We start from the raw sequence: 19,425 nt of genomic DNA, 5'->3' as shown, positions 1-19,425 counted from the left end.
CGAACGGGACTAGGCGTGCAGCCGGTTCGCGCACGCGATCATCGCCCGCAGCGCCGACTGGACCGGGTCGCGCGCCCAGCCCATGGCCCACTCCGAGCGCACGCCGTCGCTGCCGTGGATGAAGGTCGCGATGCCGCCGCCGACGGCGGGCAGTTGATGGAACTTGATCATCTCGACGGCCATGCCGCGCTCGTGCAGCATCGCGGTCAGGGCTGCGACGGGGCCGGTCGCGGCGGCCGTAGAGGTCGCGATGCGGTCGCCGACGGCGATGCTGGCGCGGTACCGGCGCGGAGCGGTGATGCCGCGACGAAGGTCGTCGTCGCCCGCGGCGCCCCAACTGCCCAGACGGACCGGGCCACCTTGGTGGCCGTAGTGGTCGACGAAGGTGTCGTGACACATGGTTTCGGCGTGTTCGCGCACGTCACGGGGCACCGGGCGGTCAAAAAGATCCGCGAAACGCGACGTGGTGGAGATGGCGGTGGAGGTGAACATGCGTCGGTCTTTTCTGCTCGAAAGAAGTGACCGACAGGTAGTAGCGTCCGACCCACAGCGAGGGGTCGGTCAGGATCAGACCCCGCTGTGGGTACTGGCTACTACGAGCATGTGAAGCATGGTCGCCGAGGTTAGTCCGCGACCGCGCCTCGGGTCAAGACGATTTCACCGCCGGGTTGAGCAGCCACAGGAACGGCCGGTGGCTGAGGCGCCCGTCGCGGTGCAGCGGCATGCTGTCCCGCGCCGCTGCATACCAGGCGGCACGGCTGACACCGGTGAAGTCCAGTTGCCGGCCGCACCGGCCGGCGAGCGCGTGCAGCAGCAGCATCCCGGTGCGTCCGTTGCCTTCCCGGAACGGGTGAATCTGGTTGTACCGGGCGTAGATCCGGGACAGTTCCCACGCCAGCCTCGGGTTGCCGAACTCGGCGCCGACGTCCGCCAATGCCGTTGCCGCGAGCTCGATTTCGGCCAACCCGGCGGCGACGTCGACCTGCCAGGTGAACGCCGAGTCACCGCGGCGGATGTCGACGGTGCGCAGCTCCCCCGCCCACTCGTACACGTCACCGAACAGCTCGCGGTGCATGGCTCGGACGTCGATCTCCGTCTCGGTCGCGGATTGCCGACAGTGCCACAGCACCATGCGGCCCGCCGTCACCTGGAATTCCACGGCTGCCAGGTCCGGTCCGTGGTGAATGCCGAAGTTGTTGCGCAGCACCGATGTTCCGGGGATCAGGTACGGCGCCCGGCGCCGGAGGAACCGGCGGCGCTTTTCGAGCGTCGGCGGATACTGCGCACGGCACCGTGCCAGGTAATCGTCGAATTCGACGGCACCGGAAGCCAGCGCACCCAACTCGACGATGTGGGCGGGCTGGGGTTCCCAGCCTTCGATGCGCTGGGCGGCCAGGGTCTGCTGCACCGCGTGGTGGGCCAGCAAGCTCGTCTCCATCAGCGGAACGCCGACGTCGAGGCGAGGTACGTCAGCTTGCGGCTGATGCCGGCCACCTCACGGGCGACGCTGCGCAGCATGGCCCGCTCCTGCGGCGGCAGTTCGGACAGCACCACCTGATCGCTACCCGCACGGGACGTCCACCGGAATCTCACCATGGCGGCGAAGCAGTCCTGCAGCACCGAAACATCATCGGCATCAAGCACATTCGCCGCCTGCGCCGCATCGAGCCGGCTCGGCGTCGACAGCGTGGTGGCACCTGCCGACACCCCGGCCCACCGCGCGATCTTCACCAGCGGATCGATGACCGTCGGCTTCAGGTCGACGGTGTCGGACTGACTGGCCAGCATGCGCAGCCGGGACGGAAACGACGCGCGGAACGTCGTGGCGTCCTGCAGCAGGTACTGACGGGCCGGATAGTGGTCGACGGCGGCGCGCACCACCTGCGCGCGCAGGAGGTCCTCGGTCACCCCGTCGTCGGCTCCATGGACGGCACGGGAGTCGGCCAGTACTCCGGTCATCACCACGCCGCGGTCCTCCCGCGGGTCGGACGTCCAGTGCGCGATGCCGTCGGACCAGGCGCCCGCCGTCCGGCAGAACCGCGGCCGGCTGGCCAGCACCCCGTTGGCGTCGGCGCGCACCCCGCACCGTTCCAGCACGGCATGCACCTGCGCTGCCGCTGCCAGCGCGTCGTCGCGCGCGGCATCGTCCGCCAGCACGACCAGGGTCTCGACGTCGGACCCTGCCACCGCCTCGCCCCGCGCGACGCTGCCAGAGACGAACCACGAGCAGGACGGGCCGGGCGTCAGCCGGACAGCCGCGGCAACGCCGGACCGGAGCACCTGCGACCACGCGGCCGCGATCTCAGCGGCCGGCGCAGATGCGCGCGCCGCGGCCCGGACCGCGTGCAGGCCCAGTTCGATTCCCGACCGCAGCGCGTCCTCGCCGCCGGCCGCGTGGATCGCGGCGAGGGTGGCGTCGACACCAACATCAGCCGAGGACATGCCATGTTTCTATCGGACGACAGTTACCTCCGCGTTTCGTGCACGCTTTTCCGCGGTCAACGCGGATTTTCGTGCACAAATCGCGAGGTTGTAGGGTTTGCCGCGATGAGCTGGCAGCACGCGTCACTTCTGCTCGTCGCCGGTGTCATAGGCGGCCTGACCGGGAGTATCGCCGGGTTGGCCTCCGTCGCGACGTACCCGGCGCTTCTGATGGCCGGGCTGCCGCCCGTGGCGGCGAACGTGACCAACACCGTGGCGTTGACCTTCAACACCATCGGATCGGTGTGGGGTTCGCTTCCCGAACTCGAGGGCATGGGTCCATGGTTACGCCGGATGCTGCCGGCCGCCGCCCTCGGCGGCGCGGTCGGGGCCGCACTGCTGCTGGCGCTTCCCGCCGAGGGATTCGAGGTGGTGGTCCCGATACTGCTCGGGCTGTCCTCGGTCACCATCGCCATCCCCCAACGCCGCGGCGCGGACGACGAGCCCGGCCGCTGGCGTTCGATGCTCATCACCGCCGCGATCTTCGCAATCTGCTTGTACGGCGGCTATTTCGGCGCTGCCGCCGGCGTGGTACTGCTCGCACTGCTGCTGCACAGCGGCAGCGAGTCGATGGCCCACGCCAACGCCGCGAAGAACGTCATCCTCGGTGTGGCCAATGGTGTTGCCGCCGTGGGCTTCATCGCGCTGGCGCCGGTGAACTGGATTGCCGTGGTGCCACTGGGCATCGGGTGCCTGGTGGGTTCGCGACTCGGTCCTGTCGTCGTCCGCCACGCACCGGCGACGCCGCTGCGGCTGGCCATCGCGCTGGCCGGCCTGGCGCTGGCCGTCAAGCTGGGCTACGACGCCTACCGGTAGGCGAACGGGTTGTCGCCCTTGGCAACCCGGACACCCAGGTGAATCAGCTCGGTGGCCGAGGCATGCAGCTTCTCCCCCGCCTTGCGGTCGGCCAGGCCCGCCAGGAACCGCGACCAGGTGCCCTCGATCACGATGCCCAATTTGAAGCACGCCATCGCGATGTACCAGTCCAGGTGCTCGGTGCGGCGGCCGCCCGCGGCGAGGTAGGCGTCCAGCAGTTCGTCCCGACCGGCCAGGCCACCGGCCTCCGCCAGCGCGGCGCCGACGACGATGGCATTGGGCGCGGTCGGCCAGCACACCAGCATCCAGCCCAGATCCAGCAGCGGATCGCCGACGGTGCACATCTCCCAGTCGACGAACGCCGCGAGCTCCGGCCGGTCGTGGCGCAGCATGACGTTGTTGAGGTGACAGTCGCCGTGCATGATGCCGGGCTCGCCATCGGGTGGCCGGTTGTCGGTCAGCCAGGTCGCCAGCTGCTCGACACCGTCGAGCGATTCGGGGTCGTAGTGCTCGTGGCGGTAGCTCTGCAACAACCCGACGAACTGCGGAACCTGCCGCGCCACAAACGATCCCGGCTTGCGGATGGCCGCCAGCGGGCTGCCGTCCCAGGCGACATTGCCCAGCTGTGCCAGGCTTCCCGCGTACGACAGGCCGACGTCGTGTCGCAGACCGGCGTCGGCGGCGTAGGCCGGCGAGAGTTCCTCGCCGGGGTTGAAGCCGTCGACCTCGGCCATCAGATAGAAGACGACACCCAGCACCGACGGATCCTCGCAACCGGCGATGAAAGCGGGATGCGGCACCGCGGTTCCGGCCAAGGTCCGCAGTACGGCGATCTCGCGCAGCATGGTCTTGTCACTGGTCGGCCGCGGATGCAGGGGCGGGCGGCGCAATACCACGGGGCGACCGTCGATGTGCAGTCGCACCACGATGTTCTGAGTGCCGCCGGTCAGTGGCTCGACGGCGGTGACGTGCTCACCCAGCCCCTCGGCGCGGATCCAGTTCTGGACGATGTCTCGGTCACGGTCGGTCAGAGTCGGCTGCATGATGCAGTGATTCTGGCCCGGGATCGGCCGAACGGGCAGCCAATTCTTACGATCCGTTTTCATTTGGCGTCGGCGCAGCGGCTGCGCCGTACTGTGAATGTGTGGCACTTCGACTGGACCCGCACCGATCGCTGGCCGGACTGGCGGCCGCGGCCGTGGCGCTCGGTGTCGCGGCGCTCCTGACGATTCCGCTTGGGCCACATGCCGATTCCCGCACCGCCGTCGGGTCGGTGGTGATCGACCTGACCCCGGGACCACTCAAAGAGTGGGCGATCCAGACCTTCGGCACCAACGACAAGCTGTTCCTGACCGTGGCCGTGCTCGTGGCCATCGCGCTGATCGCCATGGTGACAGCACAATTCGAGGACCGGAAGCTCGGCAGCATCGCCCTGGCGCTGGCGGGCGTGCTGGGCGCCGCCGCGGTGCTCTCCCGCACCGGTGCCAGACCGCTCGACGTCGCCCCGTCGCTCGTCGGCGCGGCCGCGGGCATCGCGGTGCTGCGACTGCTGGTCTCCGATCGCCTCGGTTCCGCGGCCCCGGAACCGGAGGCGGATACAGATACCGATCCCGGCCGCCGCCGGTCGCTGGCGGCGCTGGGCTTCCTGGCCGCCGGCACGCTGGCCGGGGTCATCGGGACAGTGCTGGGCCGCGCCGCGTCGTCGGTTGCGGGTGACCGCAGCGCCTACACGCCGCCGGCAGCCAAGCTTCCCGGACCGCCGATACCGCCCGACGTGCAACCCGCTGGGGTGGACCTGCCCCCGTTCATCACGCCGAACGCCGACTTCTACCGCATCGACACGGCACTGTCCGTCCCGCAGGTACAGCGGCAGGACTGGCGGCTGCGGATCCACGGGATGGTCGATCGTGAAGTCACCTTCCGATTCGATGAACTGGCGCAGTTCGAGGCGATCGACAAGGTGGTCACGCTCACCTGCGTGTCAAACCCGGTGGGCGGCAACCTGATATCGAACGCCACCTGGACCGGCTACCGCGTGCGCGACCTGCTGGCGCGGGCCGGTGTCCACGCGGATGCCGACATGGTGCTGTCCAAGTCCATCGACGGGTTCACCGCGGGGACACCCGTCGAGGCACTGACCGACAACCGCGACGCGTTGGTCGCCGTCGCCATGAACGGCGAGCCGCTGCCGACCGAGCACGGCTACCCGGCGCGGCTGGTGGTTCCCGGTCTGTACGGCTATGTCTCGGCGACGAAGTGGGTCGTCGACCTCGAACTCACCAGATTCGATCGGGCCCAGGCTTATTGGACGAAGTTGGGCTGGTCCGCGCACGGGCCCATCAAGACCGAGTCGCGCATCGACGTGCCGCGCGCCGGGTCCGCGGTGCCGATGGGTACCGCGACGTTCGGCGGCGTCGCGTGGGCGCAGAACCGCGGGGTGCGTGCCGTGGAGGTCCGCATCGACGACGGCCCGTGGCGACCGGCGACGCTGGGCGCCGCGTACTCCAACGACACCTGGCGGTTGTGGAGTTACACGTGGCAGGCGGACCAGCCCGGGCGCCACACCATCACCGTGCGCGCCACCGACAACACCGGCGCGCTGCAGACATCTGAGGTCGCCGGCGCGGTCCCCGACGGCGCGACGGGCTGGCACTCGGTGCCCTTCACCGTCGCCTGACCGTTGTCCGAAATATTCGGTTGGCGAGCGGGTTCCGCATCATTACGGTGACCGGATGACCGAACCCGCCCAGCAATGGCGCACCGGCCTGCGGGCCCGGCTGGTCGCGGCACGCAAGGCGAAGGACACCGCCTCGACCGCGGCGCTCCGCAGCGCTCTCAGTGCCATCGACAACGCCGAGACCCCGGACGTGCCGTTGCCACGCGCCGGCGCGATCGCCGACAGCGCCCACGGTCTCGGCGCCGCGGAGGTCGCCCGCCGGCGCCTCACCGATGGCCAGATTCGGGAGCTGATCGAAACCGAGGCCGACGAACGCCGCGCCGCGGCTGAACAGCTGCGGTCGGTCGGCCACGACGACCGCGCCGCGCAGGTCGAGGCCGAGGCCGACGTACTGCGTGAGCTCCTCGGCGTCGACTGAACAACATTGTCGGTACCCCGTGCCAAGCTGGGGTCGTGCTCCTCTCCGACGTCGCGACGGCCTCAGCCGAGGTCGGTGCGGTGTCGGCCCGGTCCGCGAAGATCAGCCGCATCGCCGCCCTCCTCGGCGGCGCGGCCGATGATCCGGCGACCGTCGCCATCGTCGTGCATTGGCTCTCCGGCGAGCTGCCGCAACGGCAGATCGGGGTCGGCTGGGCGGCGCTGCGCTCGCTGCCGCCGCCGGCCGAGGACGACGCGACGCTGACGGTCACCGCGGTGGACGCCGCACTGTCGGCCATCAAGGCGGTGGCCGGTCCTGGTTCGGGTGCCGCCCGCACCGCGCTGCTCCACGGCTTGTTCGGGGCGGCCACCGCGGTCGAACAGACCTTTCTGCGCGGGCTGCTCAGCGGCGGGCTGCGCCAGGGCGCGTTGGCCGGGGTGATGGCCGACGCCGTCGCGAAGGCCGCGGGCATCGCCGCTGCCGACGTGCGCCGCGCCGCGATGCTCAGCGGCGACCTGGCCGCGGTCGCGGCGGCCGTGTTGTCCGACGGCGCCGCCGGCCTGCAGCGTTTCACCCTCACGGTGGGCCGCCCGGTCGGCCCCATGCTGGCGCAGACGGCCACCGATGTCCGCGACGCCCTCGAAAAGCTCGGTGGCGCGGCCATATTCGAGACGAAGCTCGACGGCGTCCGGCTGCAGATCCACCGGTCCGGCACCGAGGTGTCGGTGTACACCCGCAGCCTCGACGACATCACGGCCCGGGTGCCCGACGTGGTGCGCGCGGTGCTGGCCCTGCCGGTGACCGACCTGATCGCGGATGCCGAGGCCATCGCCATGCGGCCCGACGGCCGCCCACACCGGTTCCAGGTGACGTCCTCCCGCATCGGCAAACGTTCCGATGATGGCGCGCAACCGCTTTCGGTGTACTTCTTCGACGTCCTGCACCGCGACGGCACCGACCTGCTGGACCAGCCGGCCGAGCAGCGCCGCCAAGCGCTCGACGACGTCGTCCCCGAGCCGCTCCGGGTGCGGCGCTGCGTCACCTCCGATTCGGTTGTCGCCCAGCAGTTCCTCGACGACACCCTGGCCGCCGGCCACGAAGGCGTGATGGCCAAGCACCCGGCGTCGCCGTACGAGGCGGGCCGGCGCGGCGCCGGCTGGCTGAAGGTCAAGCCGGTCCACACGCTGGACCTGGTGGTGCTCGCGGTCGAGTGGGGTTCCGGACGGCGCACCGGCAAGTTGTCGAACATCCATCTGGGAGCGCGGGATCCGGCCACCGGTGGTTACGTCATGCTGGGCAAGACGTTCAAGGGCATGACCGACGCCATGCTGGACTGGCAGACCGCGCGGTTCACCGAACTGGCCGATGGCCCGATGGACGGTTACGTCGTGCGGCTGCGGCCGGAACAGGTCGTCGAGATCGCGTTCGACGGCGTGCAGGGTTCGAGCCGCTACCCCGGCAAGATGGCGCTGCGCTTCGCCCGCGTGCTGCGCTACCGCGACGACAAGCGGCCCGAGGAGGCCGACACGATCGACACCGTGCGGTCGCTGTACGAACGCTGAGGGTTACCCCGCGATCCGCAGCCACCGATGACAGGATGTGGGGCATGTCACCAACCACCGCGCACCCCGACGAGTCCGTCGGTGACGTCACCTACGTGCGTACCGACCCGGCACTGCCGCCGGTCGCGATCATCGACCGCTCGCCCATCACCGCCCGGCACCGGGTGATCTTCGGCGTCATCGCGCTGCTCGCCGCCGTGGCGTGGGCCGTCATCGCCTTCGCCCGTGGCGAGACGGTCAACGCGGTGTGGTTCGTCATCGCCGCGATCTGTACCTACGTCATCGGATACCGGTTCTACGCGCGGCTGATCGAGATGAAGATCGTCAAACCTCGCGACGATCACGCCACCCCGGCCGAGCTTCTCGAGAACGACACCGACTACATGCCGACCGACCGCCGCGTGCTGTTCGGTCACCATTTCGCGGCCATCGCGGGCGCCGGCCCACTGGTCGGCCCGGTGCTGGCCATGCAGATGGGCTACCTGCCGGGGACCATCTGGATCATCATCGGCGCTGTCGTCGCCGGTTGCGTGCAGGACTACCTGGTGCTGGTCATCTCGACGCGGCGGCGTGGCCGGTCCCTGGGCCAGATGGCGCGTGACGAACTCGGCCCCATCGGCGGCATCGCCGCGATCGTCGCGGTGCTGGTGATCATGGTGATCCTGTTGGCGGTCCTGGCCCTCGTCGTGGTCAACGCGCTCGCGGAGAGCCCGTGGGGCGTGTTCTCCATCGCGATGACCATTCCGATCGCGATCTTCATGGGGCTGTACCTGCGGTACCTGCGGCCCGGGCGGGTGTCCGAGGTGACGCTCATCGGCGTCGCGCTGCTGCTGCTCGCGGTGGTCTCCGGCGGCTGGGTCGCCGAAACATCCTGGGGTGCAGACTGGTTCACGCTGTCGAAGGTGACGCTGTCGTGGTGCATCATCATCTACGGTCTGGCCGCCTCGGTACTGCCGGTATGGCTGCTGCTGGCGCCGCGCGACTACCTCTCGACGTTCATGAAGGTCGGCACCATCTCGCTGCTGGCCGTTGGCATCCTCATCGCCCACCCGGTCATGTCGGCACCGGCGGTGTCGCAGTTCGCCACCCGGGCCGACGGTCCGGTGTTCGCCGGCGCGCTGTTCCCGTTCCTGTTCATCACCATCGCGTGTGGCGCGCTGTCCGGCTTCCACTCCCTGATCTCCTCGGGCACGACGCCGAAGCTGCTGGAGAAGGAAGGGCAGACGCGGCTCATCGGCTACGGCGGCATGCTGACCGAGTCGTTCGTGGCGATCATGGCGCTCATCACCGCGGCGATCCTCAACCAGCACCTGTACTTCGTCATCAACTCCCCCGGCGCGGCGACCGGGACGAGCGCGGCCACGGCCGCGACGTATGCCAACGGGCTGGGGCTGTCGGGTGATCCGATCACCGCGCAGCAGATCACCGCCGCGGCCACCGATGTCGGTGAGCACTCGGTCGCCTCGCGTACCGGCGGCGCGCCGACGCTCGCGCTCGGCATGTCCGAAGTGCTGCACCAGGTGTTCGGCGGGTCGAGCATGAAGGCCTTCTGGTACCACTTCGCGATCATGTTCGAGGCGCTGTTCATCCTCACCACCGTCGACGCGGGCACCCGCGTCGCGCGCTTCATGCTGTCCGATGCCCTCGGCAATCTCGGCGGGCCGCTGCGGAAGCTGCGCGATCCCAGCTGGCGCATCGGCGCGTGGACCTGCAGCCTGCTGGTCGTCGCGGGCTGGGGCAGCATCCTGCTGATGGGCGTCACGGATCCGCTGGGCGGCATCAACACGCTGTTCCCGTTGTTCGGTATCGCCAACCAGCTGCTCGCGGCCATCGCGCTGACGGTGGTCACCGTCGTGGTGATCAAGAAGGGGCTGCTGAAGTGGGCCTGGATTCCCGGGCTGCCGCTGTTCTGGGACGCACTGGTGACGCTCACCGCGTCGTGGCAGAAGATCTTCTCCCACGACCCCAAAATCGGTTACTGGCAACAGCATTCGCAGTACCTGGCGGCCAAGGCGGCCGGCAAGACCAGCTTCGGCTCCGCGAAGAACCCCGACCAGATCGACGCGGTCATCCGCAACACCTTCATCCAGGGCACGCTGTCCATCGTGTTCGCGCTGCTGGTGGTGGTCGTCGTGGTCGTCGGCATCGTCGTCGCCCTGCAGGCGATCCGCGGCGGCGGCCGGCCACTCACCGACGACGAGCCGGTGCCGTCACGGCGGTTCGCCCCGCGCGGCCTCTTCGCGACGGACGTCGAGAAGGAGGTGCAGAAGCAATGGGACGCGCTGCCGAGCTCGCCCGCCAGGCCCGTTGGTACTGGTCATCACTGATGGGCGACAACCACTACGCGCGGTACCTGGAGCACCGCCGCCGCACACATCCGGGCGAGCCGGTGCTGTCCGAGCGCGAGTACTGGAAGGCGCGGCACCGCGCCGCGGACCGCAACCCACAGGGCCGCTGCTGCTGATCGAGCCCGCCGGGTGAACAGCTGATCGTCAGGCCGGTGCGCAATGACCGTCTGCACAACCGCCCGCACAGTGGACGCACACCGCTGTCGGCACCTCACAGGGTGGTACCAAAAGAGACGATCCTCACTCCGTGGTACTAAATGAGTGTATGGACAGTTGTCCAGTTGTTGCCCCACCAGCCTTAGGAGAGACGTGCTGTTCACGGTTCCCGACGTCACCGACGCCGTCGCTGCAGCCATCCCGGACCGAACCCTGATCATTCAGGGCGATCGCCGCTTCACCTATGCCGAGGTTGTCACCCGCGCCAACCGGCTCGCCGCCTACCTGCACGCGCAGGGCCTGGGAGTGCACACCGAGCGCGATCAGCTGGCCGGCCACGAAGTCGGCCAGGACCTGGTGGGCATCTATGCGTACAACGGCCCCGAGTTCGTCGAATCCCTGCTCGGTGCGTTCCGGGCCCGGGTGGCGCCGTTCAACGTCAACTACCGCTACGTCAAGGCCGAGCTGCAGTACCTGTTGAACGACGCGGGTGCCTCGGCCCTGATCTACCACGCCGCATTCGCGCCGACGCTGGCCGAGGTACTGCCGGAGCTGCCTAACCTCAAGGTGCTGATCCAGATCGCCGACAGTTCGGGCAACGACCTGCTGCCCGGTGCCGTCGACTACGAGACCATCGTGAACACCGACGTCCCGCCGCCGCCGGTGACGCCGTCGCCCGACGACCTCTACGTGCTGTACACCGGTGGCACCACCGGTATGCCCAAGGGCGTGCTGTGGCGCCAGCACGACATCTTCATGGCCTCGTTCGGCGGCCGCAACGCGATGACGGGCGAGCCGGCGCAGTCGGTCCAGGAGATCGTCGACCGGGCCGCAGCGGCCGCCGAGATGCGGATGATGATCCTGCCGCCGCTCATGCACGGCGCCGCGCAGTGGGGCGTGATGACGGGCATCAACAACGGCCAGACCATCGTGTTCGCCAAGGAGGTCGAGGGCTTCAACGCCAAGGAGATCGTCGAGACCATCGCCCGCGAGAAGATCGCGATCGCGACGGTCGTCGGTGACGCCATGGCCCGGCCTCTGGTCACCGCCATCGAAGAAGCCATCGCCGACGGCACCCACGACCCGACGTCGCTGGTCGTCGTCGCCAACGGCGGCGCCCTGTTCACACCGGCCGTCAAGGGCCGACTCGTCGCCGCACTGCCGAACGCCATGGTGATCGACGGCGTCGGTTCGTCGGAAACCGGCGCGCAGATGTCGCACGTGTCGACCAAGGCCAACGTGTCCAGCGGCACCTTCACCGCCGGTCCGGCCACCCGGATCGTCTCGGAGGACTTCACCTCGCTGCTGACCCCCGGCCACGAGGGCAACGGCTGGCTGGCGCAGGAGGGCTACGTGCCGCTCGGCTACAAGGGCGACGCCGCCAAGACGGCCAAGACCTTCCCGGTGATCGACGGCATCCGGTACGCGGTGCCGGGCGACCGCGCCCGGCTGCTGGAGGGCGGCACCGTCGAACTGCTCGGCCGCGACTCGGTGACCATCAACTCCGGCGGCGAGAAGATCTTCGCCGAAGAAGTCGAGTCCGCCATCGCCTCGCACCCGTCCGTGGTCGACGTCGTCGTCGCCGGACGCCCGAGCGAGCGCTGGGGCAACGAGGTGGTCGCGGTCGTGGCGCTCGCCGACGGCGCCGAGGCCGACGCCGCCGAACTCATCAAGCACGCCGCGGAATCCATCGCGCGCTACAAGCTGCCGAAGGCCATCGTGTTCCGCCCGACCATCGTCCGCAGCCCGGCCGGCAAGGCCGACTACCGCTGGGCCAAGGAGCAGGCACTGCAGGACTAGATGTACTGACCACGGACGTTAGGTACGGCGTGGCGTGGTGACATGAAGAAGACCTCCGAGTGAAGTGCGAGCTGTCTAGGAACGCACCAACTCTCTCGGAGGTCTTCGTGTCCCACCGTAATGCCCCGCTGTCAGAAACCGGTCGTCTGCGCTTGGCCCGTTGTGTGGTCGATGAAGGCTGGTCGCTACGCCGGGCTGCTGAGCGGTTCCAGGTCGCCGTCACGACCGCCCGGCGTTGGGCCTGCCGATATCGCGAACTGGGACCGGCCGGCATGGTTGACCGCAGCTCTCGACCCCACCGCAGCCCCAACCAGACACCGACCCGGACCGAACGCCGGATCATCAAGGTTCGGGTGACCCGTCGCTGGGGCCCAGCCCAAATCGGTTACCTGCTGGGCATTCACCCCTCGACTGTGCATCGGGTGCTGACCCGCTACGGCATCGCCCGACTGCGTTGGTTGGACCGCCCTACTGGCCGGGTCGTACGCCGCATCGAGTCTGCAGCGGCCGGCGATCTGGTTCATGTCGATGTCAAGAAGCTCGGCAAAATCCCTGCCGGAGGCGGCTGGCGGATGCTTGGCCGCACCAAAGGCGGCCACAACTCCAACCAAGACAAGAGCAGCGGCGTCTTCAACAAATCCCGACAACCGCTGCGCGGCTATCACTTTCTGCACACAGCCATCGACGGCCACTCTCGATTGGTCTACAGCGAGATACTCGCCGATGAACGCAAAGAGACCGCGGCCGCATTCTGGATCCGCGCCAACAATTGGTTCCACCAATGTGGGATCACGGTCCGAAACGTATTGACCGACAATGGCTCTTGCTATCGATCGCACGCCTTCCGTGATGCGCTCGGGGATATAGTGCACCGCCGCACCAAGCCCTATCGACCCCAGACCAACGGCAAAGTAGAACGATTCCACCGCACCCTGGCCGACGAATGGGCCTACGCACGCCTCTATACCAACGACGCCGAGCGCTGCGCCGAATACCCACGCTGGCTCCACACCTACAATCACCACCGCGGCCACACCGCACTCGGAGGCCACCCACCCGCCAGCCGCGTGCCTAACCTCTCAGGTCAGTACAACTAGATCGCGCCAGAAGTAGAGCGGCCCCCTTTCTTCCGAGAGGGGGCCGTTCGCTGTCTGCCGACAGCTCAGCCGGCGGCCCACTCCTTCGCGCGGTCGAGCTCGTCGAGCCCGAAGATCTGCAGTTCGCCGGGAATCATCCAGGCCACGGCATGCAGCGTGTGCGCCACCCACGGCTTGTCCGACACCACGGCAATGCGTTTGAACGCCGAATGGTGTTTGAACAGCGCACCGAAGCCGACCTTGAGATCCTCGACCAGTCCACCGGGGCCGAAGCCCTCGTAGTCGGAGGCGATGACCTCGACGATCCTGATCTCGCCCTCGACGACGAGATCGTCCATCGTGGGCTCGAATTCGCGGATGTCGTCACCGCTGACCCGACCGGACACCCGAATGCCGGTCACGCCCGCGGGCATGTCTGACAGCACTTCGATCATGGCGCCAGCCTACGGCGCCGCCCATCTCGGGAGCCGGGATTGCTCACGCCCCGAACCGGGCCAACGGATCGGCGGTCGCCTCGATCTTGGCGACGAGACCGTCGCGAATCGTCAGGACCACCACCGCGAAAAGCTGCCGGTGCGCGAACGCCAGCAGGACGGGCTGGCCGAGCGGTCCGGCGACGACGGTGGTCCCCGGCCCGAGGTACAGCATGAGATTCTCGGCGACCCGCTGCGGTCCGTGGTTGACGATCGGCGGGAGCGGCGGATCGCTCAGCACCGTGCCGACGCCCCAGACCGACGCGTCCAGCACCGCGGCCAGCGCCTGCACGTCGCCGCCGGCGCAGGCGGTGATGAACTTCTCGGTGACCAGTTGATGTTCGGCCGCCTCGACGTCGTCGGCGCGCACGTCGGTACCCGCCACCTTCGCCCGGGCCCGGCGGGCGAGCTGCCGGCACGTGCCGACCGGGCGGCCGACGGTCTCGGCGACCGACTCGAACGGGACACCGAACACGTCGTGCAGGATGAACGCCACGCGCTCACCGGGGCTCAACTGCCGCAGCACCCGCATCAGGGCACTCGACACCTCGTCGTCGAGGGTGACGCGGTCGGCAGGGTCCGGCTCATTCGACGCCAGTGGCGGCATCTCATCCTGCTCGGTCGGTTGTTCCCGGCGTGCCCGCGCCGACCGCACGAGGTCGAGGCACAGCCGGCCGGCGACCGTCGTCAACCACGCGCGGACATCCTCGATCTCACCGGGCTCTGTCCGCGACAGTCGCAGAAACGCTTCCTGTGCAACATCTTCGGCATCGCCGACGTCACCGAGCATCTGGTACGCGAGATTGACCAGATACGGATGGTGGTGGCGCCACGCCGCGATGAATTCAGTGGTTTCTGTCATCAGTTGAAGACGATCCAGGGTGGTGAAAAGTTACCGCACCGCCGCATCCCGCGGGCCGTAACTTTCCCGTCGGCCACTCCGTCCTTGATTCATGACCATTCTCATCACCGGAGCCACCGGCAACGTCGGTCGCCCCCTCGTCGAACAATTGCACGCCGCGGGCGTGAAAGTCCGTGCCGTCACCCGTAATCCGTCGCCACAGTTCCCGGCCGGGGTCGAAGCCGTCGCGTCCGTCCGGGACGGCATCGCCGGCGCGAGCGCGGTGTTCCTCAATTCCCGTGCCCTCGGTCCGGACCTGGCGTGGACGGTCGACGCCGCGAAAGATTCCGGCGCCAAGCTGGTCGCACTGTCCGCGATGAACGTCGACGAAGACTTCACCCGGCAGCCGTCGCGACTGCGGGGCGACCGCAACAGGGAGGTCGAACAACTGGCTGTCGACTCGGGACTGCCGTGGGTGAGCCTGCGGCCGGCGTTGTTCGCCACCAATTTCATCGGCATGTGGGCCGGGCAGCTGCAGGCCGGCGATGTCGTGGCCGGACCCTATGCCGAGGCCTCAAGCGCGCCCATCGTCGAAGCCGACATCGCGGCCGTCGCCGCACACGCCCTGCTCACCGACGACCTCAACGGCCGCAAGATTCCGTTGACGGGGCCGCAGGCGCTCACCAACGCCGAGTTGCTCGCCGTCGTCGGCGATGTGCTGGGGCGCGACCTGCGCTACCAGGAAATCCCGGTCGAGCAGGTCCGTGAGCGGTTCGTCGCCATCGGCTTCCCCGCCGAGTTCGGTACCGCGTACACCGCGCTGCTCGCCGAAACCGTCGATGCCCCAGCGCCGGTCAGCGACGAGGTGGAGCGCATCCTCGGCCGCCCGGCCCAGACGTTCGCCGCGTGGGTCGCTCAGCACCGCGGCGCCTTCACCCCACGATTGGAGACCATCCATGTCTGAGCCACGACCGCCGCGTTACCTCAAACCGATGAACAAAGTCGTTGTCGCCGTGGGGAAGCTCGGCATCCCCGTCGGCCCCGCGATGGTGTTGACCGTGCCCGGCCGCAAGACCGGCACGCCGCGGAGCACCCCGATGACACCGTTCGTCGTGCACGGCCAGATGTACGCCGTGGCCGGCTATCCAGGCGCGCACTGGGCCCTCAACGCCCGTGCCGCCGGCACCGGCACGTTGACACGGGGCCGCAAGTCGCGGCCGGTGAAGATCACCGAGTTGACCGTCGACGAAGCGCGGCCCGTGCTGCGTGAGTTCCCGGTGCAGGTACCCGTCGGCGTGAAATTCGCCAAGAGTTCCGGCATGGTCACCGAGGGCACACCCGACGAATTCGAGTCGCTGGCAGGCAGACTCGCGGTCTTCCGGTTCGACCCGCTGGGCTGATCTCAGCGGTAGGCGCTGCCCTGTTCGTGGTCGAGATAGGTGTCGGACTTGTTCTTCAAGAAGAACAGATACACCAGCAGCGACGCCGCGATGCAGACGGTGACGTAGACGATGAACAGCGGCACCTCACCCCGGGCCTTGAGAGCCTGGTAGATCAGGGGCGCGGTGCCGCCGAAGATCGAATTGGCCAGCGCGTAGCCGACGCCGACGCCCAGCGCCCGCACGTGGGCCGGGAACAGTTCGGACTTCACCAGCGCGTTGATCGACGTGTACCCGGTGAGAATGACGTACGCCACGGCCACCAGCAGGAACGACATGATCGGCGAGTGCGTCTGGGGCAGGTAGGTGATGAGGACGTAGGTGTAGATCACACCGCCGAATCCGAACCACAGGAGCAGGGGTTTGCGGCCCACCCGGTCGCTGATCATTCCGCCGATCGGCTGGATCAGCATGAGGAAGATCAGCCCGAGCAGGTTGATCCAGGTCGCGGTCATGGGCTGGCTCTTGTAGGTCGCCTTCACCATCGCCGGCGCGTTGACGCTGTACGTGTAGAACGCAACGGTGCCGCCCAGCGTGATCAGGAAGCACAGCAGCAACGGCTTCCAGTAACGCGTGAACAGTTCACGCAGCGAACCGGCGCGCGCGTCCTTTCCTTCCTGGACCGCTTTCAGGGTCTCCGTGGACAGCGACTCGTCCATGCTGCGCCGCAGCCAGAACACCACGACCGCCGCGACACCGCCCACCGCAAACCCGATGCGCCAACCGAATTCGCTCACCTGCGCGGTGCTCAGCGCCGTGAGGATGATGAGCAAGGTGAATTGCGCGAGCACGTGCCCACCGACCAGGGTCACGTACTGGAACGAGGAGAAGAACCCGCGTCGTTCCCTGGTCGCCGCCTCCGACATATAGGTCGCGGATGTGCCGTACTCGCCCCCGGTGGCGAAGCCCTGCACCAGCCGGCAGATGATCAGGATGATCGGCGCCGCGACACCGATGCTGGCCCGAGACGGAACCAGCGCGATGACCATCGAGCAGGCGGCCATCAGCGAAACGCTGACCATCAGGGCGGCGCGGCGCCCCCGGCGGTCGGCGAAGCGGCCGAAGAACCACGAACCGATCGGCCGGGTGATGAACGTGACCGCGAATATCGCGTACACGTAGATCGTCGAATTCTGGTCGGCCTTGTCGAAGAACTGGTTTTCGAAGTAGGTGGCGAAGACGGTGTAGACGTAGACGTCGTACCACTCGACCAGGTTGCCCGATGACCCCCGGATCGTGTTCCAGATCGCGCGTCGGGTCGCTGCGCGGCCCGACGGCGTCGGTGCGTCTTCGGTCAATGCGGTCATGCTGCTCTCCATCGGTGGGCAACGGGTGTGGGCACATCATTGCGGCGAACCGACGGTACGGAACGGGATCCGGTCACAGCGCCGTTTTCCTTGCACGATTCACAGATTCACACCGACCGTACCCTTGGGCGACGCCGGCTCAGTGGGCTTTGCGCTCGCGGATCACCCCGCGTTCGCACAGGTGCTCGGTCAGGGGTGCCACTCCGACCTCGAAGTGTTCGGCCATCGCCGTTCGGGCCGCGTCACCGTCGCCGGCCTGCAGCGCGGCGATCACGCGGCGGTGGTCCCGGATCGACAGGTCCGGCCAGCCCTCCAGCGTCGGGAACACCGCTTCGGGCGCGTAACGGGTTATGCCTGACATGAATTGGGTCAGCTTGGGTGAATCGGCGACAACGTTGATCAGCCGGTGGAACTCGTGGTTGAGCTGCACCATGCGGTCGACGTCGGTGTGTTGGTAGGCCTGCTCCAGCGCGTCCTGGATCCGGGTCAGCTCGGCGATCTGATCGGCCGTGATGTTCTCGGCGGCGCGGGCCGCCAGTTCCCCACCGACGAACGCCTGCACCATGGCCACGTCGGCGACGTCACGGGCGGTCACCTCCAGCACCATGAAGCCGCGTCGCGGATGCTGCACCAACAGCCCTTCGGCCCGCAGGTTCAGCAGTGCCTCCCGGACCGGGGTGACGCTGACGCCCAGCTCGGTGGCCAGCTGATCCAGCCGCAGGTACTCCCCTGCCGGGAATCCGCCATTGAAGATGCGGCGGCGCACATACCGCGCCACGTCGTGGGAAAGCTGTGCGGGCGCGGCGAATTGGGGCTCAGATGCGGTATTCATTGAGCAGGTTCTTGCTGATGATGGTCTTCTGGATTTCGCTGGTGCCCTCGCCGATCAACAAGAACGGCGCGTCCCGCATGAGTCGTTCGATCTCGTACTCCTTCGAGTAGCCGTAGCCGCCGTGGATGCGGAAGCTCTGCTGGGTGACTTCCGAACAGAACTCACTGGCAAGGTATTTCGCCATCCCGGCCGCAACGTCGTTGCGCTCGCCCGAGTCCTTGAGCCGGGCGGCGTTGACCATCATCAGATGTGCCGCTTCGACTTTGGTGGCCATCTCGGCGAGCTGGAAGGCGATGGCCTGGTGATCGGCGATCGGCTTGCCGAACGTCTCGCGCTGCTGGGCGTAGCGCACGGCCAGTTCGAAGGCGCGGATGCCGACACCACAGGCCCGCGCGGACACGTTGACCCGTCCCACCTCGATACCGTCCATCATCTGGAAGAAGCCCGCGCCGGGCTTACCGCCGAGGACGTCGTCGGCGCCGGCGCGGTAGCCGTCGAAGATGAGCTCGGTGGTGTCGATGCCCTTGTAACCGAGCTTGTCGATCTTGCCCGGGATGGTGAGGCCGGGTTTGACCTCCCCGAAGCCGGTCGGTTTCTCGACCAGGAACGCGGTCAGGTTGCGGTGCGGCTTGTCGGCGCCTTCGTCGGTTTTCACCAGTGCCGCAACCAGAGTCGAGCTGCCGCCGTTGGTCAGCCACATCTTCTGGCCGGTGATGGTGTAGCCGCCGTCGGTGTCCCGGGTGGCCTTGGTGCGGATCGCGGCGACGTCGGAACCCAGTTCCGGCTCGGACATCGAGAAGGCGCCGCGCACCTCGCCGGTCGCCATCCGGGGCAGGTAGCGCTGTTTCTGTTCCTCGGTGCCGTGCTGGCGGATCATGTAGGCGACGATGAAGTGGGTGTTGATGACGCCCGAGATGCTCATCCAGCCCCGGGCGAGTTCCTCGACGCACAGCGCGTACGTCAGCAGTGACTCGCCGAGACCGCCGTACTCCTGCGGGATCATCAGACCGAACAGACCCATGTCCTTCATCTGATCGACGATCGCCTGCGGGTAGGAGTCCGAGTGCTCCAGCTCCTGGGCCACCGGAATGATCTCCCGGTCGACGAATTGCCTTACGGTGGCGATGATTTCGCGCTGCACCTCGGTGAGACCGGCGGTCTGGGCCAACTTACTCATG

At 68.0% G+C, this 19,425-nt stretch carries 19 protein-coding genes; 10 read left to right on the top strand and 9 right to left on the bottom strand.

All coding sequences use genetic code 11. The annotated features are described in order from the left end of the window. Window positions 1-9: 9 nt before the first annotated feature. The 3 genes from ACJH6H_RS03610 to ACJH6H_RS03600 all read right to left on the bottom strand — a co-directional run bounded on the left by ACJH6H_RS03610 (window position 10) and on the right by ACJH6H_RS03600 (window position 2,442). Window positions 10-492 carry a homocitrate synthase gene (locus ACJH6H_RS03610; protein WP_406774233.1) on the bottom strand — a complete coding sequence of 161 codons (483 nt, stop codon included), beginning with the start codon at window positions 490-492 and terminating at the stop codon, window positions 10-12. Window positions 493-646: 154 nt separating this feature from the next. Then, entirely contained in the window at window positions 647-1,438 is a 792-nt protein-coding gene (locus tag ACJH6H_RS03605) for a Fic family protein (protein WP_406774232.1), read from the bottom strand. After that, window positions 1,438-2,442, bottom strand: a complete 1,005-nt coding sequence (locus tag ACJH6H_RS03600; RefSeq protein ID WP_318986096.1) for a DUF294 nucleotidyltransferase-like domain-containing protein — start codon at window positions 2,440-2,442, stop codon at window positions 1,438-1,440. The genes ACJH6H_RS03605 and ACJH6H_RS03600 overlap by 1 nt, the downstream gene beginning before the upstream one ends. A 105-nt stretch (window positions 2,443-2,547) precedes the next feature. Between ACJH6H_RS03600 and ACJH6H_RS03595 the strand changes: the two genes are divergently transcribed. Beyond that, complete coding sequence (locus ACJH6H_RS03595; RefSeq protein WP_212813700.1) at window positions 2,548-3,297, top strand: sulfite exporter TauE/SafE family protein; 750 nt, start codon at window positions 2,548-2,550, stop codon at window positions 3,295-3,297. On the opposite strand, the gene ACJH6H_RS03590 is transcribed toward ACJH6H_RS03595, so the two are convergent. Next, window positions 3,288-4,340 (bottom strand): phosphotransferase family protein, encoded by a 1,053-nt coding sequence (locus tag ACJH6H_RS03590; protein ID WP_346416786.1) that lies wholly within the window; start codon window positions 4,338-4,340, stop codon window positions 3,288-3,290. The genes ACJH6H_RS03595 and ACJH6H_RS03590 overlap by 10 nt on opposite strands. Window positions 4,341-4,441: 101 nt before the next feature. Between ACJH6H_RS03590 and ACJH6H_RS03585 the strand changes: the two genes are divergently transcribed. The 7 genes from ACJH6H_RS03585 to ACJH6H_RS03555 all read left to right on the top strand — a co-directional run bounded on the left by ACJH6H_RS03585 (window position 4,442) and on the right by ACJH6H_RS03555 (window position 13,355). After that, entirely contained in the window at window positions 4,442-5,974 is a 1,533-nt protein-coding gene (locus ACJH6H_RS03585; RefSeq protein ID WP_406774231.1) for a molybdopterin-dependent oxidoreductase, read from the top strand. Window positions 5,975-6,029: 55 nt separating this feature from the next. Then, window positions 6,030-6,392, top strand: a complete 363-nt coding sequence (locus ACJH6H_RS03580) for a GatB/YqeY (RefSeq protein ID WP_406774230.1) — start codon at window positions 6,030-6,032, stop codon at window positions 6,390-6,392. Window positions 6,393-6,427: 35 nt separating this feature from the next. Continuing rightward, complete coding sequence (locus ACJH6H_RS03575) at window positions 6,428-7,954, top strand: ATP-dependent DNA ligase (RefSeq protein WP_406774229.1); 1,527 nt, start codon at window positions 6,428-6,430, stop codon at window positions 7,952-7,954. A 44-nt stretch (window positions 7,955-7,998) separates the two neighbouring features. Next, on the top strand, window positions 7,999-10,281 hold the full coding sequence (locus ACJH6H_RS03570) for a carbon starvation CstA family protein (RefSeq protein WP_406774228.1): 2,283 nt from the start codon (window positions 7,999-8,001) through the stop codon (window positions 10,279-10,281). Then, window positions 10,227-10,418 carry a YbdD/YjiX family protein gene (locus ACJH6H_RS03565; protein WP_346416791.1) on the top strand — a complete coding sequence of 64 codons (192 nt, stop codon included), beginning with the start codon at window positions 10,227-10,229 and terminating at the stop codon, window positions 10,416-10,418. Before ACJH6H_RS03570 ends, ACJH6H_RS03565 begins: the two co-directional genes overlap by 55 nt. Before the next feature lie 193 nt (window positions 10,419-10,611). Then, window positions 10,612-12,258: an acyl-CoA synthetase gene (locus ACJH6H_RS03560; protein ID WP_406774227.1), complete on the top strand. Its 1,647-nt coding sequence runs from the start codon at window positions 10,612-10,614 to the stop codon at window positions 12,256-12,258. Between the two features lie 107 nt (window positions 12,259-12,365). Beyond that, on the top strand, window positions 12,366-13,355 hold the full coding sequence (locus ACJH6H_RS03555; RefSeq protein ID WP_406774226.1) for an IS481 family transposase: 990 nt from the start codon (window positions 12,366-12,368) through the stop codon (window positions 13,353-13,355). A gap of 65 nt (window positions 13,356-13,420) precedes the next feature. Here ACJH6H_RS03555 and ACJH6H_RS03550 read toward each other — a convergent pair whose 3' ends face one another. Together ACJH6H_RS03550 and sigI are read right to left on the bottom strand one after the other, a co-directional pair. Then, window positions 13,421-13,789 carry an STAS/SEC14 domain-containing protein gene (locus tag ACJH6H_RS03550; protein WP_406774225.1) on the bottom strand — a complete coding sequence of 123 codons (369 nt, stop codon included), beginning with the start codon at window positions 13,787-13,789 and terminating at the stop codon, window positions 13,421-13,423. A gap of 43 nt (window positions 13,790-13,832) precedes the next feature. Continuing rightward, window positions 13,833-14,690, bottom strand: coding sequence for an RNA polymerase sigma factor SigI (gene sigI / locus ACJH6H_RS03545; protein ID WP_406774224.1), 858 nt, complete (start codon window positions 14,688-14,690; stop codon window positions 13,833-13,835). A 91-nt stretch (window positions 14,691-14,781) separates the two neighbouring features. On the opposite strand from sigI, the gene ACJH6H_RS03540 reads away from it, so the two are divergent. Both ACJH6H_RS03540 and ACJH6H_RS03535 read left to right on the top strand, forming a co-directional pair. Then, on the top strand, window positions 14,782-15,633 hold the full coding sequence (locus tag ACJH6H_RS03540) for an NmrA family NAD(P)-binding protein (protein WP_406774223.1): 852 nt from the start codon (window positions 14,782-14,784) through the stop codon (window positions 15,631-15,633). Continuing rightward, the gene (locus tag ACJH6H_RS03535) at window positions 15,626-16,069 is read left to right on the top strand and encodes a nitroreductase/quinone reductase family protein (protein ID WP_406774222.1); all 444 of its coding nucleotides are present in this window, start codon (window positions 15,626-15,628) and stop codon (window positions 16,067-16,069) included. The genes ACJH6H_RS03540 and ACJH6H_RS03535 overlap by 8 nt, the downstream gene beginning before the upstream one ends. A gap of 2 nt (window positions 16,070-16,071) precedes the next feature. On the opposite strand, the gene ACJH6H_RS03530 is transcribed toward ACJH6H_RS03535, so the two are convergent. The 3 genes from ACJH6H_RS03530 to ACJH6H_RS03520 form a co-directional block, all read right to left on the bottom strand. Then, on the bottom strand, window positions 16,072-17,415 hold the full coding sequence (locus ACJH6H_RS03530; protein ID WP_406774221.1) for an MFS transporter: 1,344 nt from the start codon (window positions 17,413-17,415) through the stop codon (window positions 16,072-16,074). Window positions 17,416-17,554: 139 nt separating this feature from the next. Then, on the bottom strand, window positions 17,555-18,247 hold the full coding sequence (locus ACJH6H_RS03525) for a GntR family transcriptional regulator (protein ID WP_318986083.1): 693 nt from the start codon (window positions 18,245-18,247) through the stop codon (window positions 17,555-17,557). Continuing rightward, window positions 18,231-19,424, bottom strand: coding sequence for an acyl-CoA dehydrogenase family protein (locus ACJH6H_RS03520; RefSeq protein ID WP_053856022.1), 1,194 nt, complete (start codon window positions 19,422-19,424; stop codon window positions 18,231-18,233). The genes ACJH6H_RS03525 and ACJH6H_RS03520 overlap by 17 nt, the downstream gene beginning before the upstream one ends. Between the last annotated feature and the right edge of the window lies 1 nt (window position 19,425).

The organism is Mycobacterium sp. SMC-21, from assembly GCF_045310825.1.
In the GTDB taxonomy this organism is placed as follows: Bacteria; Actinomycetota; Actinomycetes; order Mycobacteriales; family Mycobacteriaceae; genus Mycobacterium.
The sequence above is the reverse complement of the archived record's forward strand: the minus strand, read 5'-3'. Positions and strand labels throughout refer to the sequence as shown.